The sequence below is a fragment of the Parvimonas sp. C2 genome (genome assembly GCF_035282405.1).
Lineage (GTDB): Bacteria > Bacillota > Clostridia > Tissierellales > Peptoniphilaceae > Parvimonas.
Genome location: NZ_JAYKBP010000008.1, coordinates 1 through 16,075, shown reverse-complemented (window position 1 = coordinate 16,075; position 16,075 = coordinate 1). Strand labels below are relative to the sequence as shown.

General features: G+C 28.2%; 16 protein-coding genes, 5 tRNA genes and 2 rRNA genes. 21 read left to right on the top strand and 2 right to left on the bottom strand.

The genetic code is table 11. The features are described 5' to 3' along the window. The 13 genes from VJI95_RS07855 to VJI95_RS07795 form a co-directional block, all read left to right on the top strand. Window positions 1–181 (top strand): 23S ribosomal RNA (locus tag VJI95_RS07855); the annotation flags it as partial. Window positions 182–437: 256 nt separating this feature from the next. Beyond that, window positions 438–553, top strand: a 5S ribosomal RNA gene (gene rrf, locus VJI95_RS07850). Beyond that, window positions 554–628: transfer RNA gene (locus VJI95_RS07845), tRNA-Asn, on the top strand. 5 nt (window positions 629–633) lie between these two features. Beyond that, window positions 634–722, top strand: a tRNA-Leu gene (locus tag VJI95_RS07840). Window positions 723–736: 14 nt separating this feature from the next. Next, a tRNA-Met gene (locus tag VJI95_RS07835) sits at window positions 737–813 on the top strand. Window positions 814–947: 134 nt separating this feature from the next. After that, entirely contained in the window at window positions 948–1,589 is a 642-nt protein-coding gene (locus VJI95_RS07830; RefSeq protein ID WP_323999981.1) for an epoxyqueuosine reductase QueH, read from the top strand. Window positions 1,590–1,603: 14 nt separating this feature from the next. Further along, window positions 1,604–1,678: transfer RNA gene (locus tag VJI95_RS07825), tRNA-Arg, on the top strand. 102 nt (window positions 1,679–1,780) lie between these two features. Then, window positions 1,781–3,325: a cardiolipin synthase gene (gene cls, locus VJI95_RS07820; protein ID WP_324011050.1), complete on the top strand. Its 1,545-nt coding sequence runs from the start codon at window positions 1,781–1,783 to the stop codon at window positions 3,323–3,325. Between the two features lie 124 nt (window positions 3,326–3,449). Then, window positions 3,450–4,193 carry a tRNA pseudouridine(38-40) synthase TruA gene (gene truA / locus VJI95_RS07815; protein WP_324011049.1) on the top strand — a complete coding sequence of 248 codons (744 nt, stop codon included), beginning with the start codon at window positions 3,450–3,452 and terminating at the stop codon, window positions 4,191–4,193. Then, a complete protein-coding gene (locus VJI95_RS07810) occupies window positions 4,180–4,689 on the top strand; it encodes a nucleoside-triphosphatase (RefSeq protein ID WP_324011047.1) in 510 nt (169 codons plus the stop codon). The genes truA and VJI95_RS07810 overlap by 14 nt, the downstream gene beginning before the upstream one ends. Further along, a complete protein-coding gene (gene tadA, locus VJI95_RS07805; protein WP_324011045.1) occupies window positions 4,682–5,149 on the top strand; it encodes a tRNA adenosine(34) deaminase TadA in 468 nt (155 codons plus the stop codon). The genes VJI95_RS07810 and tadA overlap by 8 nt, the downstream gene beginning before the upstream one ends. Further along, a complete protein-coding gene (locus VJI95_RS07800; protein ID WP_324011044.1) occupies window positions 5,146–5,565 on the top strand; it encodes a hypothetical protein in 420 nt (139 codons plus the stop codon). Before tadA ends, VJI95_RS07800 begins: the two co-directional genes overlap by 4 nt. Further along, on the top strand, window positions 5,558–6,286 hold the full coding sequence (locus VJI95_RS07795; RefSeq protein WP_324011043.1) for a DNA/RNA non-specific endonuclease: 729 nt from the start codon (window positions 5,558–5,560) through the stop codon (window positions 6,284–6,286). Before VJI95_RS07800 ends, VJI95_RS07795 begins: the two co-directional genes overlap by 8 nt. Window positions 6,287–6,479: 193 nt before the next feature. Here the strand turns inward: VJI95_RS07795 and VJI95_RS07790 are convergent, their stop codons facing one another. Further along, window positions 6,480–7,946, bottom strand: a complete 1,467-nt coding sequence (locus VJI95_RS07790) for a nicotinate phosphoribosyltransferase (protein WP_323999971.1) — start codon at window positions 7,944–7,946, stop codon at window positions 6,480–6,482. A 19-nt stretch (window positions 7,947–7,965) separates the two neighbouring features. Continuing rightward, window positions 7,966–8,745: a hypothetical protein gene (locus VJI95_RS07785; RefSeq protein WP_324011041.1), complete on the bottom strand. Its 780-nt coding sequence runs from the start codon at window positions 8,743–8,745 to the stop codon at window positions 7,966–7,968. Between the two features lie 255 nt (window positions 8,746–9,000). On the opposite strand from VJI95_RS07785, the gene VJI95_RS07780 reads away from it, so the two are divergent. The 8 genes from VJI95_RS07780 (at window position 9,001) to VJI95_RS07745 (ending at window position 15,975) form a co-directional block, all read left to right on the top strand. Further along, the gene (locus VJI95_RS07780) at window positions 9,001–10,077 is read left to right on the top strand and encodes a metal ABC transporter substrate-binding protein (RefSeq protein WP_324011039.1); all 1,077 of its coding nucleotides are present in this window, start codon (window positions 9,001–9,003) and stop codon (window positions 10,075–10,077) included. Continuing rightward, on the top strand, window positions 10,077–10,748 hold the full coding sequence (locus VJI95_RS07775; RefSeq protein WP_323999968.1) for a metal ABC transporter ATP-binding protein: 672 nt from the start codon (window positions 10,077–10,079) through the stop codon (window positions 10,746–10,748). The genes VJI95_RS07780 and VJI95_RS07775 overlap by 1 nt, the downstream gene beginning before the upstream one ends. After that, window positions 10,741–11,559, top strand: a complete 819-nt coding sequence (locus VJI95_RS07770) for a metal ABC transporter permease (RefSeq protein WP_323999966.1) — start codon at window positions 10,741–10,743, stop codon at window positions 11,557–11,559. The genes VJI95_RS07775 and VJI95_RS07770 overlap by 8 nt, the downstream gene beginning before the upstream one ends. After that, on the top strand, window positions 11,552–12,232 hold the full coding sequence (locus VJI95_RS07765; RefSeq protein ID WP_324011037.1) for a TIGR03943 family putative permease subunit: 681 nt from the start codon (window positions 11,552–11,554) through the stop codon (window positions 12,230–12,232). The genes VJI95_RS07770 and VJI95_RS07765 overlap by 8 nt, the downstream gene beginning before the upstream one ends. 283 nt (window positions 12,233–12,515) lie before the next feature. Then, window positions 12,516–14,276, top strand: coding sequence for a hypothetical protein (locus tag VJI95_RS07760; RefSeq protein WP_324011036.1), 1,761 nt, complete (start codon window positions 12,516–12,518; stop codon window positions 14,274–14,276). Next, window positions 14,266–14,916, top strand: coding sequence for a TipC family immunity protein (locus VJI95_RS07755; RefSeq protein WP_324011034.1), 651 nt, complete (start codon window positions 14,266–14,268; stop codon window positions 14,914–14,916). The genes VJI95_RS07760 and VJI95_RS07755 overlap by 11 nt, the downstream gene beginning before the upstream one ends. A 78-nt stretch (window positions 14,917–14,994) precedes the next feature. Next, window positions 14,995–15,645 (top strand): TipC family immunity protein, encoded by a 651-nt coding sequence (locus VJI95_RS07750; protein WP_324011032.1) that lies wholly within the window; start codon window positions 14,995–14,997, stop codon window positions 15,643–15,645. A 254-nt stretch (window positions 15,646–15,899) separates the two neighbouring features. Continuing rightward, window positions 15,900–15,975, top strand: a tRNA-Lys gene (locus VJI95_RS07745). Window positions 15,976–16,075 lie beyond the last annotated feature (100 nt).

Sequence of the window (16,075 nt, the reverse complement as noted above, 5' to 3'; positions counted from 1 at the left end):
TAGCTAAGTCTGGAAGGGATAAGTGCTGAAGGCATCTAAGCACGAAGCCCCCCTCAAGATGAGATTTCCTGTTGCAGCAATGCAAGAGAGATTCGATACAGAAAATGTCGTAGATAGGTCAGAGGTGTAAAGGTGGCAACATCAAAGCTAACTGATACTAATAAATCGAAAGCTTGACCAGAAATATATACTCTTTAGTTGAAGGGGTTTTAACAGAAATATATGAAAAGAAAAGAAAAAAGAAAAAGTAAACAAGTATGGCTGTGATTGCTAAGAGGATACACCTGTTCCCATCTCGAACACAGAAGTTAATGACCTAACAGCAATCTGAGATTGCGTCGTAGGTCAGATGCTAAGAAACTCCATTTGTGAAACAAATGGTAAGTTTCGACAGTGAAAGCTCAGAGCTTAACAGCAAAGAAAAGTAAACAAATAAGTATGGCTGTAATTGCTAGGAGGATACACCTGTTCCCATCCCGAACACAGAAGTTAAGCTCTTAAATGTCGAAGGTACTGATACATCTCGTATTGGGAGAATAGAAAACAGCCAAACTCCTAGGTAGCTCAATGGTGGAGCACCCGGCTGTTAACCGGTAGGTTGTGGGTTCGAGCCCCACCCTGGGAGCCAATTGTGCCGGGGTGGCGGAACTGGCAGACGCACAGGACTTAAAATCCTGCGATGTTAACTCATCGTACCGGTTCGATTCCGGTCCTCGGCACCAAGTTTTTTTATTATCGCGGGATGGAGCAGTTTGGTAGCTCGTCGGGCTCATAACCCGAAGGTCGTAGGTTCAAATCCTGCTCCCGCAACCATAAGAATAATCGAAAGATTATTCTTTTTTTGTGTAAAATTAGCTTAAATTGAATAAAGTGAGGATAGTTTATAATTGACTAAGATTTGATTTTAAAGCTTATTTGTGTTAAAATTATATCATAAGGAGGCAAGTATGAAAGAGAATTATCAATTATTATTAGATAATATAATAAAAGAAAATGAAAAAAATAACTATGCACCAACTCTTCTACTACATTCATGTTGTGGACCCTGCAGTAGTTATTGTCTTGAATATTTGTCTAATTATTTTAGAATTACAATTTTTTACTACAATCCAAATATTTATCCTAAGGAAGAGTATTTTTTTAGAGTTGAAGAGCAAAAAAAATTGATTGAAAAAATTAATGGAAAATATTCGATAAATATGGTAGTTGGTAAGTATGATGTTGATAGATTTTATAAAATAGTAAAGGGAATGGAAAAACTGAAAGAAGGTTCCATTCGTTGTCATAATTGTTATGAATTAAGACTAAGAGAGGCTGCATTGTTGGCAAAAGCTGAAAAGTTTGATTATTTTACAACAACACTTACAATAAGTCCTCATAAAAATTCACAAATTTTAAATGAAATTGGTCAAAAAGTTGCTGAAGAAATTGGAATTAAACATCTTCCATCAGATTTTAAAAAGAGAAATGGTTATAAAAGAAGTGTAGAACTTTCATTAATGTTTGGGATGTATAGACAAGATTATTGTGGATGTATCTTTTCTAAAATGGAAAGAGAAGAATTTAAAAAATTAAAAGAAAGCTCATAGCCTTCTTTTCTTATGTTCTTGTAGTTAAACGGATATAACAGTCCCCTCCTAAGGGACCGTTGTGGGTTCGATTCCCGCCAAGAACGCCAAGAAAGTACATTTAATAATGTACTTTTTGTTTATAGAAATGTAATATGATATATACAATTTTGGAAAAGTATAATTTTGATAAATTATACACAGGAGAAATTATGAAAAATTTTTTTAATTTTATTTTTAGTAGAATTTTCTTCATATTTTGTATGGTTTTAATTCAACTAATGTTTTTAACAGTATTTTTAATATATTTTAATAGGTATTTTATTTATTTGTATGGGATAAACTTAATTGTTGGTATGGTTTTTACTTTTATTATTATCAATGACAATATTAATCCTGCATTTAAAATAACTTGGATATTAATTGTAATTGTTCTTCCATTTTTAGGGGGATTAATTTATTTAACTTTTGGAGAAAAAAGACTTTTAAAGTCTGTTAAGAAAAGACTTTTTAATTTTTCTATAAAGTTTAAAGATTCTATGGATCTTTCAAAAGACTATGATATAGAAAATTTAAATGATTCTGATATGAATGTATATAGACAAGCTAAATACATAAATGCTTCAACTGGTAGTCCTATATTTTTTAATACTAATACTAAATATTTTGCTTCTGGAGAAGATAGTTTTGAAGAGTATCTAAATGATTTAGAAAAAGCTGAAAAATTTATTTTTATGGAGTATTTTATTGTTTCGGAAGGTTTTTTCTTAGATTCAGTTTTAAAAATATTAAAAGAAAAGGTTAATGAAGGTGTAGAAGTTAGAATTATCCTTGATGATATAGGTAGTATTTTTACAATTTCAAACAAAAAGCTTAATGAAATTCGTAATTCAAGAATACAAGTAGTAGAATTTAATCAAGTCAAGGGAATAGTTTTACCAAAACATAACAATAGAACACATAGAAAAATGACCATAATTGATGGTAAAATTGCTTATACTGGTGGAATTAATATTGCTGATGAATATATAAATGTAATTGAAAAATATGGATATTGGAAAGATTCAGTTTTGAAACTAGAAGGGCATGCTGTTGCTTCTTTTATAAATATGTTTATTTCTCTTTGGGATTATTCAACCGGAGAAAATACTGATATTTCAATTCTGTATGATAAAAAAGATATTGAAAAAAATTCAACAATAAAAGAAGAGCTAGGTGTAGTAATTCCTTTTTCTGAAACTCCACTTGTAGAGTCTACAAGTGAAAATATGTATCTAAATATGATTAGACGTGCGAATAGATATATTTATATAACAACACCTTATTTAATTATAACTTGGGAAATGGAAAAAGCATTAATAAGTGCTGCAAAAACTGGGGTTGATGTTAGAATCATAACTCCACATATTCCTGATAAAAAGTATGTTCATTTACTTACAAGGTCATTTTATAAAAATCTTGTAAAAAATGGGGTAAAAATATATGAATTTGAAAAGGGATTTATTCATGCGAAGAATTTTGTATGTGATGATGGATTTGTTGTAATTGGAAGCATAAATTTGGATTATAGGAGTCTTTATCTTCACTTTGAATGTGCAGTTTGGACATTTGGAGCACCGATAGTAAAAGATGTTAAGGAAGATTTTGAAAAAACTTTAAAAGAATCTATAGAAATTACACCAGAATGGATAAAATCAAGAAGATTAATAACAAGAATATTGCAATCACTGTTAAGATTGTTTGCACCATTAATGTAGGGAGAACTTTTACTGTTAGTAAAAGTTCTTTTTTTGAAAAATATTGTATAGTCTTTAAGATTGTACATATTATTGATATTATGATAGAATAATAGTCTAGAATATTATTAAAATGGAGATATTTATGAGAAATATTATGCTCACAATTAGTTACGATGGAAGTTTATTTTTTGGATTTCAAAAGCAAGAAAATGTTGTAACTATTCAAGGAGAGATAGAAGATGCCTTAAAGAAAATTACTGGCGAAAATATTAATATTATTTCAGCTGGAAGAACGGATAGAGGGGTTCATTCTTTAAGACATATTATAAATTTTCATACTGAAAGTAATGTAGGAGTTTTGAATTTTAAAACTGCTTTAAATCATTTTTTGCCTATTGGTGTTAGAGTTTTAGATTCTAAAGAGGTTTCAGAAAATTTTCATTCAAGATTTGATGCGAAGATGAAAACATATAAATATATTTTAAATTTAGATGAGGTTATGGATCCTATTTATTATAATTACAAGGCAAATTTTCCATATCCTTTGGATATTGATAAAATGCAAAGAGCCAAAGAATTTTTTATTGGAAGAAGGAGTTTTAAGGCTTTTATGGGACCTAGGACAGGTAATACTAATCCGATTAGAGAGATTAGTTCCTTTGAAATATATAAAGAGAACAATGATTTGATTTTTTTGATTAAAGGACAAAGTTTTATCAGAAATCAAGTTAGAATAATGGTTGGAACACTAGTCGATATCGGCAGAGGATTGATTGAAGAAGATGAACTTGAAAAAATTTTAGATAGTGAAGACAGAACAAAGGCAGGAGTAACTTTAAGTCCGAATGGTCTTTATTTAATGGAGATTTTATATGACAAATTTTAAAGATTTAGATTTTTTAGTTGATAGTTTACGAAAAGTAGATAATGGTAAAAATCATATTCTGATAACTGGCAACATTAAAGTTGGTAAAAGTACGCTTTTAAAAGCTTTTATAGAAAAATATTACAAAAATTCTAAAATTGATGGAATTATGACTGAACTTGTTATAACTGATAAATTTAGAATTGAACTTTTTAGATATGGAATAAAAGAAAGATTTGTCATCGGGGAAAGAGAGAAAGAAATGAAATTTTTTGATGATGTTTTTTTGAAAAAAAGTTATGAATTTATGGATGATTTTAAAGATAATGATATTTTAGTCTTTGATGAGATTGGGAATAAAGAATTACATTTAAAAGAATATTGTACAAAATTAATTTCTCTTTTTGAAAATAATAGAATTTTTGCAGTGCTTAAGAAAGGTGGAAATCCAATAGTTGAAAATTTGGATAAATTAGAAAATTTTGTAATTTTTGATTTGGATAAGTTTTATGAATAGAGATGAGTATTTTATGAGTCTTGCTTTGAAAGAGGCAAAAAAGGCTTATAATAAGGGAGAAGTTCCTATCGGCTGTGTTATTGTTAAAGATGATAAAATAGTTTCAAGAGGGCATAATCAGGTTTTGAGTAAAAAAAGCGGAGTTAATCATGCTGAAATTATAGCAATTAATAAAGCAGGACAAAAATTGGGAGATTTTAGACTTGAAGATACAGAACTTTTTGTAACTCTTGAACCCTGTTGCATGTGTGCAGGAGCAATTGTAAATAGCAGAATAAAAAGAGTTATAATTGGAGCAATGGATGTAAAAAGAGGTTTTTGTGGATCAATTGAAAATGTATTGGATAGACAGGAACTCAATCATAGGTCAATTATAAAGACAGGCGTCTTAGAACAAAAATGTTTAGATATTTTACAAGATTTTTTTAAAAATTTAAGGAGTGAAAAGAAAAATAAATGAAATTAGTTGTTTGCTTAGATGAAAATAACGGCATTAAATTTTTTGGTAAAAGACAAAGTCAAGATGAGTTGCAGAGAAAAAATCTTTTTGAATTAATTGGAAATTTAAAACTTTTTTTGACAGAGTACAGCTATGATCTGTATAAGGATATTGAATTTAATTTTGAAATTATCAATGAAAATACTGAAATTATAAAAAATTCAGTATTTTTATATGAAGGAGATTTTTTAGAGAAATTTTTGCCATCTGTTGATGAAATAATAGTTTATTTTTGGAATAGAGATTATCCTTTTGATGAAACTTTTGATGAGTTTTTACAAGATTGTTGGAAAGAAATAGAAATCTTTGAATTTAAAGGAAAGAGTCACGAAAAGATTACAAGAAAAATATTTGTAAAGGAGAATAAAGATGAATAATAAGATTAGAATTGATAAGAAAAACATACGAATATTTGGCATTATGCTATTTCTTGTTGTGACATTATTTGTTGCTTTTTTTACACATAGGTATATTGAAAATAAAAGTACCAGTAATACTACTATCGTTGGACTTGATATAAACAAACTTCCGGAATATAACGGGAAGCCTTATGTTGTTATTAATAATAATGAGCCGAATTTTGATAAAAGTGAGTTAGTATCAAAATCTTTTGAAAAATATTCTGAACTTGACTCCTTAAAGAGATGCGGAGTTGCCGATTCTATAATAGGTCAAGATTTGATGCCAACTTCAAAAAGAGAAAATATTTCTTCTGTAAAGCCAACAGGATGGAAATCCGTAAAATATAATGGAATTGAAGGAGGAAGTTTATATAATCGTTGTCATCTGATTGGCTTTCAACTTGCAGGAGAAAATGCAAATAAAAGAAACTTAATAACGGGAACAAGATATTTGAATACAAAAGGAATGTTACCTTTTGAAAACATGATAGCTGATTATGTAAAGGAAACAAATAATCATGTAAGGTATAGAGTAACACCAATTTTTGTAGATAATGAACTTGTAGCAAGAGGTGTTCAGCTAGAAGCAATCTCCATTGAAGATAATGGAAAGGCGATTAAATTTAATGTATATTGTTTTAATGTTCAACCTGATATAGAAATAGATTATAAAACGGGAAATTCTTGGAGAAAATAAAATAAGAACCCCACCCTTCCACGATGCTTTGCATCGGGTGGGTACCCGGGAACCTTGTTGTTCCACAATAAGAACTCCACCCTTCTACGATGCTTTGCATCGGTGAGTACCCGGGAACCTTGTTGTTCCAGAATAAAAAAGTGCAGAAAAAATAATAGTTTTGTCTGCACTTTAAGTAGAATCTTAAATGGTTCTATTTTTTTTTGGATTTTTTTATTGTTTCTTTTAATAAATTATTTTTTAATTCCCATAAGTCTTTTGAAAGGTCAACTTTATAAATATGAGGATTATCAAATCTTTTAAATTCATCCCAAAGACTTTCAATTTCATTTGCACAATATTTTCTTATTTCTTCAATATCAGGCAGTTGGTAAACTAATTCTCCGTTTTTGAAAATTTGTTTTAACATAGGTCTTAGAATATAATCTTCATAAGTTGTAGTCTTCCAAGTATAAATTGGATGGAAAATTGAAATTGGTTTACTTTCATCAATTTTTTCATCAAATAATGTAATTAAATCCGCTTCGGCTTTATTTGTCTTTTTATCATAAATTCTGTATAGATTTTTAAAGCCCGGTGTTGTTATTTTATCAACATTTTCAGATACTTTAATCTTTGGAAGAATCTTTCCATCTTCTTCAATTGCTACTAATTTATAAACTCCACCAAAAACCGGATGAGTCTTTGAAGTTATAAGTCTTTCGCCAATACCGAATGAATCAATTTGAGCTCCTTGATGTAGTAAATCTCTAATAGTATATTCATCAAGAGAGTTTGAAACTACGATTTTTGCATCTTCATATCCTGCATTATCTAACATTTTTCTGGCTTGTTTAGAAAGGTAAGCTAAATCCCCACTATCAAGTCTAATTCCTTTTGGTCTTATTCCCATAGGTTTTAGAATTTCATCAAATGTTTTGATTGCGTTAGGAACTCCTGATTGCAATGTATTATAAGTATCTACAAGCAATACGCAATTATTTGGGAATGATTTTGCAAAGGCTTTAAAAGCATCTAATTCTGAGTCAAACATTTGTACCCAAGAATGAGCCATAGTGCCAAGAACCGGAATATTAAATAATTTACCAGTTAAGACATTAGAAGTGCCGTCTACACCTGCGATATATGAAGCCTTTGCTCCATAGACAGAAGCGTCAATTCCTTGTGCACGTCTTGCTCCAAATTCCATAACAGCTCTGCCTTTAGCCGCTCTTTTTATTCTATTTGATTTTGTTGCTATTAAACTTTCATGATTTATTATTAATAAAGCTATTGTTTCGATTAACTGTGCTTGAACAGCAGGACCTCTTACAGTCATTATAGGTTCATTGGGAAAGATTACACTTCCTTCAGGAACTGACCAAATATCACATTCAAATTTAAAGTTTTTTAGAAAATTTAGGAACTTATCATCAAAAGTATTTAAAGATTTGAAATATTCAATATCTTTATCATTAAACTTCATTGAATTAAGTATTTGGGTTAAATGTTCTAATCCTGAGAAGATTGCATAACTTGCACTATCTGGATTTTTTCTGTAAAAAATATCAAAATAAGTAATCTTGTTATTCAAATTTTCATTAAAATATCCTTGAGCCATAGTGTATTCATAAAAATCTGAAAGGATTGAAATATTGAATTCATTAAAATTTCTGTTCACAAAATACCTCCATAGAAATTTATTTATTTAATAAGTATTCAAGGTCGTGGTCAAATATACGAATTCTATCGTGTATTTGTTTTTGCCAGTTTGTATTAAAAGTACCATCGTTATTTACAAAAAAGTTAGAATCCATATATCGAATAATTATATAGTTGCTGTTTTTTTGATCAAAACCATTTCCGCGAGAAAAATCAATTCCTTTTCCAGTATTTCTAGTAACAATTGCTTCAATCAAAGGTAAAGTAATTTCATTACAAGGTATTCTCATATCAGGAATATTCCAAAATGTCTTTTTTTCTTTTTTGTATATTAAAAGATCTGAAATTGTACCATTTGATGCACATTGAACTCTACGAATTTCATTAATATTTATGCTATGCTTTGCACCGAATATAACTCCATTAGATATACGAATTGATTTTTCTCTCAAACTACGAGCTAAATCAATATCTAAATCATCTATATTATTTGGAAAATCTTTTGTTAGTTTGTACGTAGCATGAGCTAAAAGTATTGACTTTGTTTCTAAAATATTATGACAACTATTTATAATTGTAGTGTCAGATATAAATTCTATAGGAGCTGACTTATCTTTTTTTTCAAATAACAAGTTATAACTTGAATTAGAATTACAATATCTAAGGGATATTATATAGGAAATTTCATCAAATGAAATATCAAAATTTTTCTTTTCTTTCTTTGCATCTTCATAAGATAATCCATCTTTTCTTACAGTTAAAAGGCTTCCATCTTTACGAGTAAATTTCATATGTTGCTTTTCAAATACAGTTTTCATAAACCCTCCTAAAATATAAATATCATATCGATTCCTATTATAACACTTTTAATAATTTTTTTCTATTATAATCAATTCAATTTTAAATGGTTATTATAATATCAATACATATTTATCCTATATTAAATCAATAAACGTAAATAAAAATTATTCTTATTTGTATGGATTATTTTTTATTTTTGTGATACAATATAAAAGAATTAGAATTATTCTTGAAATTTTAATTTTTAAAATTTCATAGATAGGGGGTACAATATGAAAAATATTTCAAAAAAATTTTTTGGATTAATATTGGCAGGAGCAGTATTGCTTACAGGTTGTACTGCAAAAACCGAAAAAAAAGATAGAGGCGATAAAAATAAGGGTAAATTAAAAGTTGTAACTACAATTTTCCCAGAATATGATATGGTAAAAGCAATTGCAAAAGATAAAGTTGACTTGGAATTAATGATAAAACCGGGAGTTGATGTTCATTCATTCACTCCAACTCCACAAGATATAAAAACAGTTCAAAATTCAGATATTTTTATGTATGGTGGAACTGAACATGATAAATGGGTTGAAAATTTGACTAAAAGTATAGATATGAAAAATAAAAAAGTAGTTAAATTAGTAGATGGTATTAAACAACTTGAAGAAGAAACTGTTGATGGTATGAAACACGAACATAATCACGATGATGATAAAGAAGATGAACATAATCATAACCATGAACACGAAAAGGAACATAATCACAATCATAAACATGAAGATTCGGACGAATGTGAAGATTGCAAACATAATCATGAGAATGAGTCAGGAAAAGAATTAGATCCACATTATTGGACATCACCTAAAAATGCTATTCAAATGGTTAAAACTATAACTAATGCATTGGTTGAAAAAGATCCTGACAATGCAGAATTTTATAAAGAAAATGCGAAGAATTATATTAAACAACTTGAAGATGTAGATAAAGAGTTACATGATGTTGTTGATAATGCAAAGATTAAACAAGTTGTTATTGCAGATAGATTTCCATTCAGATATTTATTTAAAGACTTAGGTTTAGAGTATCGTGCTTTGTTTTCAGGTTGTAGTGTTGAATCAACTGCAAGTGCAGGACAAATTAAAAAAATGGTTGACTATGTAAAAGAAAATAAAATTCCGGTAGTTTATCATATCGAAATGGGAAAAGGTGAACTGGCTGAAACTGTTGCTAAAAATTCCGGAGCTAAAGTTAAACTTTTACATTCAATCCATACTGTAACTAAAGAAGATTTTGATAAGGGTATAACTTATATAGACCTTATGAAACAAAATGTTGAGGCATTAAAAGAAGGACTTAATTAATGAAAGAAAAAATTTTAGTTTGTGAAAATTTAGAAATTTTTTATAAAAATAATAAAATAATTGACAATCTTAGTTTTTCTATTAATGAGGGAGATTTCTTCCTCATCTTAGGAAAAAATGGTGTTGGAAAATCTACACTATTAAAAGGAATTTTAGATTTAAAAAATATCTCTTCAGGAGAAATAAAGAAAAATTTTAAAATTTGTGGATATATGTCTCAAGAAGTTTTATTAAAAAAAGAATTCCCATCAACGATATGGGAATTTGTTTTATCTTCGAGAGCCGTCTATTCAAAATTTTTCTATACTTCCAAAGATACTGAAGTCGTTAAAGAAAATTTAAAAAAATTAAATCTTTGGGAAATTAAAAACAAGAGTATAAGTTCACTGTCTATCGGACAAAGACAAAGGGTTTTACTTTGCAGATGTCTTTGTGTATCTGAAAAGATTATTTTTTTGGATGAGCCTACAAATTCTTTGGATATAAATGTTAGAAAGATGTTATATGAAATTTTAGAAAAACTTAATAAAGAAGGACTTACTATTGTTATGATAAGTCATGATGAAGAGGCTTTTAAGTATTCTAATAGAGCTTTGGTTTTAGGAAAAGAAAATAAAGTCATCGAAAATGTTTGGGAAAAATATGAAAAGGGGGAAATAAATTTTGATTAGTTTAATTTCAGAAATGTTAAGTTATCCCTTTATGGTAAAAGCAATATTTGTCGGACTTTTAATTTCAATAAGCTCTGCATTACTTGGAATAACTCTAGTTTTGAAAAGATATGCAATGATAGGAGTTGGTCTTTCTAATGTTTCATTTGCAGCACTTTCTATTGCTCTTTCTTTTGATATTTCTCCAATAGAATTTTCTATGCCTATAGTAATTATAGCTGGAATTATTCTTTTAAAATATGGAGAAAAATATAATATTAGTAGTGATACAGCAATTGCACTTTTAAGTTGTGTTTCAGTTTCTATAGGGGTAACTTTTACTGCTGTAACCAAAGGACTAAATGTTGATGTATGTAACTATCTATTCGGAAGTATACTGATTATGAAAAGAAGTGATATGTATATCAGCTTTGTCTTAGGGATAGTGGTTTTAATTTCCTATATTTTGTTGTATAATAAAATATATACCATAACAATTGATGAAGATTTTGCAAAGGCAAGTGGAGTAAATGTAAGCTTATATAATACTTTGGTTACAATTCTAATTTCCGTAACTATAGTTATAGGAATGAAATTTATGGGAAGTATGCTTATTTCATGTTTAATAATATTTCCTGCAATGACATCTATGCGAATTTTTAAAAGCTATAAAGCTGTTGTTATTTCATCAGTTATAATTTCGACAATAGCCTTATTCATTGGAATAACTTTATCATATATATACTCAACACCTACAGGTGCAAGTATTGTGTTGGTTAATTTAGTTTTATTTATTTTATCTTGCATAGTAAGGAGGTTTATCAGTGAATAAAAAAATATTGAGTTTAATATTATCTTGTCTATTGCTGTGTTCTTGTTCAAAGGCTGACAGCAATAATAAGTTTGTAAAAAATAAAGAAAATAAAAATGATTTAAAAAGTGCTCTAAAAAACGATCCGGAAAATGCTGGAACAGATAAAGATAAAAAATCTACTGAAACTGATAAAAACCAAAATCCTGATGATTATAAACTGGAAAGACATCAAGGGCAAAATGATTCGAAAGATGAATACAAACAGCCTGAAAAAAAGGATGAACTTACAAAAGAACAGTTAAATAAAAAAAGAGATGCAGATTCAAAAGATGGAATAATAAATATTTCTGATGGTATTTTTTTAGCTCTTGTAAATGATATTTATGTAAATAAAGATGAATATGTTGGCAAGAAAGTTAGAATCTCGGGACAAAATGTGAGATTTGAAGATAAAGATACAGGTGAGGTTGTCTATGCAATTTTACGTGAAGGACCTGGCTGTTGTTACAACGATAGTGTAATTGGATTTGAATATATTACTGGCGGAAAATATCCTGAAAAGGATAAATGGTATGAAATGGTTGGAGAAGTAATAGTCGATAAATATAAAACTGGAAAAGTTGTAAAACTCAAACTAATTGAGATAAAAGAAATAGAACCAAAAGGAAAATTAATTCATTTACAAAAATAATTGGAGATAATGTCTCTAATCAGACTGAAAGTGTCAATGAGAAAACATTGACACTTTTTTAGTAAATAAAAAAATAAGTAGTATAAAAATATAAAATGAGATTTACATAAGTAAAGTATATTTTTGAAAACTTAGGATAAGTTTTGTAATTTAGGATTATATATTTTTCTAACCCTATTTTATGCTAATTATTCAAAATATGATATAATGATATAAATAATAAAATGGAAAATGAAAAGAAATAAAATAAAATGAAAAGAAGTAAAAAGGAGAAAGATAGAAAATGGGAATAAATATGAACTTGGAAAATTCAAGGAGACAAGCAGAAAGTATAGAAAAAGAAATGAAAAAAAGAATAGAAGGATATGAAGGTTTAATAAGAGCAATAACAAAGATAGGCTATACAACAGGGGAATTAAAAGGACAAGCCTATGATGCAATGAGAGAATATTTTGAAGAAATATTAATGCCAATAGCAAAGGGAGGAAAATTACTATCAGAATTAACAACAAAAGTAGCGAAAGAATTACCGGAAAGATATGTAAGAGAAGTACATAGTAGTAGTTTAAATGAAGAAGAATTAGAATTAATAATAGCGGAATACAGAGCACAAGAAAGAAGACTGGAAAGACTTTTATCAAATGACATTGTACTTTTACCAAATGAATTTGGGCAAGGAGAATATGAATATAAAAATCATCTTCTAGTAAGTTCCAATGTATATAGAGATATGAGAAGATACTATGAAGAATTACTACAAAAATTAAGAATATTTAATCGAAGCACAGAAAATATAACAAGAGAAATAGAAGAGCTAAGTAAAGCAATAAAATCAGGCTTAATGGCAATAAAAAATACAAGCTGTTATAATCAAATGTCAGGAGAATTTGATATAAAAGAGTTAAAAGGAGAAGAATGGCTAAAAAAACTAAATATACTAAACGAACTAAATGAAGCAAGAAAAATAGAGACTAGAGAAGAGAAGGAATACAAAGAAGTCTTAATGAAAGATTTTGGCTTTGAAGAAAGAACAGCAAATATAATACTAAAGTTAAAAAGAGCAATAGATAAAAAATTTGCACATTATAGTAAAGAAATAAGATTTTATATATTTAACAGAATTATAGGAGATAGACATTATAATGATATATTGTGGAAAGGAACAGCTGGAAGCTTGGGAGATTACTTTTATAAGGAAGTAGAAGCAACAGATAATTTTGGAATATCACAAAATATAAGGACTCCATATAGTTTAGAGGAGATATATAAAGAACTAGGATTAAGTAAAAAAGAGTACACACAGTTGATGTACGAATTGAATATTCAACATAGATTTGCCGGTGTAAAGGCATATGAAGGTAATTATATGCGAGATAAAAGACCAGAAAAATTCAAAAAAGAGTTTGCTGAATATAAGAGAGTATATGGAGAACATTTAACAGAAGATGATTTTATTAAAAAGTGGAATAGAGATAGAAGAGATGATGCATATCATGGAAAGGGAGATTTTACCCACCAATCAATCACAATGGCTACAAATTTATATAAAAATCATTCTAGGCTAGCAAATATAGCAGGCTCAATGTATAATTCTACGGAACCACACAAAGTAACAAATGACTTGGCAGGATGGCTAGGAGATACTACAAATAAAGCATTTAAAGAACCATCAATGAAGGGAGATGACTATAAAGCAGACTTAGATGCAGTAAATATTTTATATATGTACAATGAAGATAAAAGTAGAGATCCTATTGAAGTAGTTAATGGATATTATAGAAAAATACGAAAAGGAGAACTAAACAGAGCAACACGATTTAAAGAAAATTTGGGACTTAAATATATTGAAGATGGAATTAGAAAAGTATATGAACTAAGAAAAGTTACAGAATATGGAAATGGATATATATTAGAAGAAAGAACATTAACAATGGAAGAGTTAAAAATAAAAAATCCGGTAGGATATAATTTTATAATGAATTTGATAAATGGAAATAATAAATATATAAAGTATGTAAAACAGGAGAAAGAAAATGAAGAGTAGAACAGAGAAGGCATTAGTAATACTATTATCAATAGTAATAGTTATAATAGCATATAAGATAATAGACCCAAAAGTAAAGAATATCTTTGATGAAATGTATTATGGAGAGAAAAAGGTATATAGTTGGTTTGGACGCACTCCGTTTTGGGATATACCAGGGATAGAACAATGGAATAGAAATGACATGAAAGATACATCGATGAGCGAAGATACAATAGTAGATGAAAGATATGAAAAGAAATATAAAGCAAAAAAAATAGGAGAATGGAATATTGAATTTGAGTTTATATATGATATAAAAAAAGTATATATAAGTTTTTATAATGAAATATCTGAAAAGAAAAAATCAATTTCTATAGATTATAAGTATTATGTAGAAAGTAAGACATTGATTGAAGAAGTTCGGTTTTATAATGATCCAAAAAATTTATTTGAATCAAAAATTAAAGATATACCAAAGATAAAGGAGTATTTAAAAAAATATGATATATCCATAAAAGATTTAAAAGAAACAGCAGATGAGTTACTATTTGAAAAAGTAATAGGAGACTGGGAGAAATATACAAACTCAAGATTTTCAAAGGACAATTTAGGGACAGTAAAAATAGAAAGAAGTCCATTATTTGACGGAGCGGATTAGAAAAAAGAAATGGAAATAAGAAAAAACTGTTTAACTTTATAAAAAATCTATAAAGTATGTAGAAACAGGAGAAAAGAAATGAAAAGTAGAACAGAGAAAGTATTAGTAGTACTATTATCAGTTATAATAGTTATAATAGCATATAAGATAATAGATCCAAAAGTAAAGAATATATTTGATGAAATGTATTATGGAGAGAAAAAAGTATATAGTTGGTTTGGAGAAACTCCATTTTGGGACATACCGGGGATAGAGCAATGGAATAGGAAAGATATGGTATATACATCAATGAAAGAAGATACAACAGTATATGAAAGATATAAAAAGAAATATAAAACAAGAATGTTAGGAGAATGGAAGATTAGATTTAAATTTATTTATGATACAAAAAAAATAGATATAAGCTTTTATAATAAGATACTTGAAAAGAAAATAACATTTTCTATACATTACAAATATGATATAGAAAGCAAGAGAATGGTAGAAAATGTTGATTTTTTTGATAATACAAAAAAAATGCCAGAAGCTGAAATTGATGAAATTGCAAAGATAAAAGAATATCTAGAAAAAAATAATATATCCATAAAAGACTTAAAAGAAACAGCAGACGAACTACTGTATGAAAAAGTAATAGGAGACTGGGAAAAATATACAAACTCAAGATATTCAAAGGATAGTTTAGGTACAGTAAAAATAGAAAGAAGTCCATTATTTGACGGAGTGGATTAGGGGAAATTTAATTATTACGAGGGAAAGCGAATAGTAAAACTAATAAAAAAATATTTAAGAGTACCATATTTTATACACTTAGGGGGAATCGGTACATAAAACCATTCATACACCCGTGTATAAAAAAGCACAGACAAAGCTTATGTATTATCTGCTTAAAAACATCAAGAAAGTGCAGTTTTATCCTATAAAAATTATTGTAAAGTACTTGACAAATGGAAATAAATGATTTATACTATTTAGGTATTGAATATGCACCTTTAGCTCAGCTGGCAGAGCACCTGACTCTTAATCAGGGTGTCCAGGGTTCGAACCCCTGAAGGTGCACCAATTAATTTTTTAGGCATATAAAAATATGCCCAGATAGTGAAAAGTCGGTATAAGAGAGTAACCAAAATATCGAGATGAAATCGAAGATATTTTGAGTTAA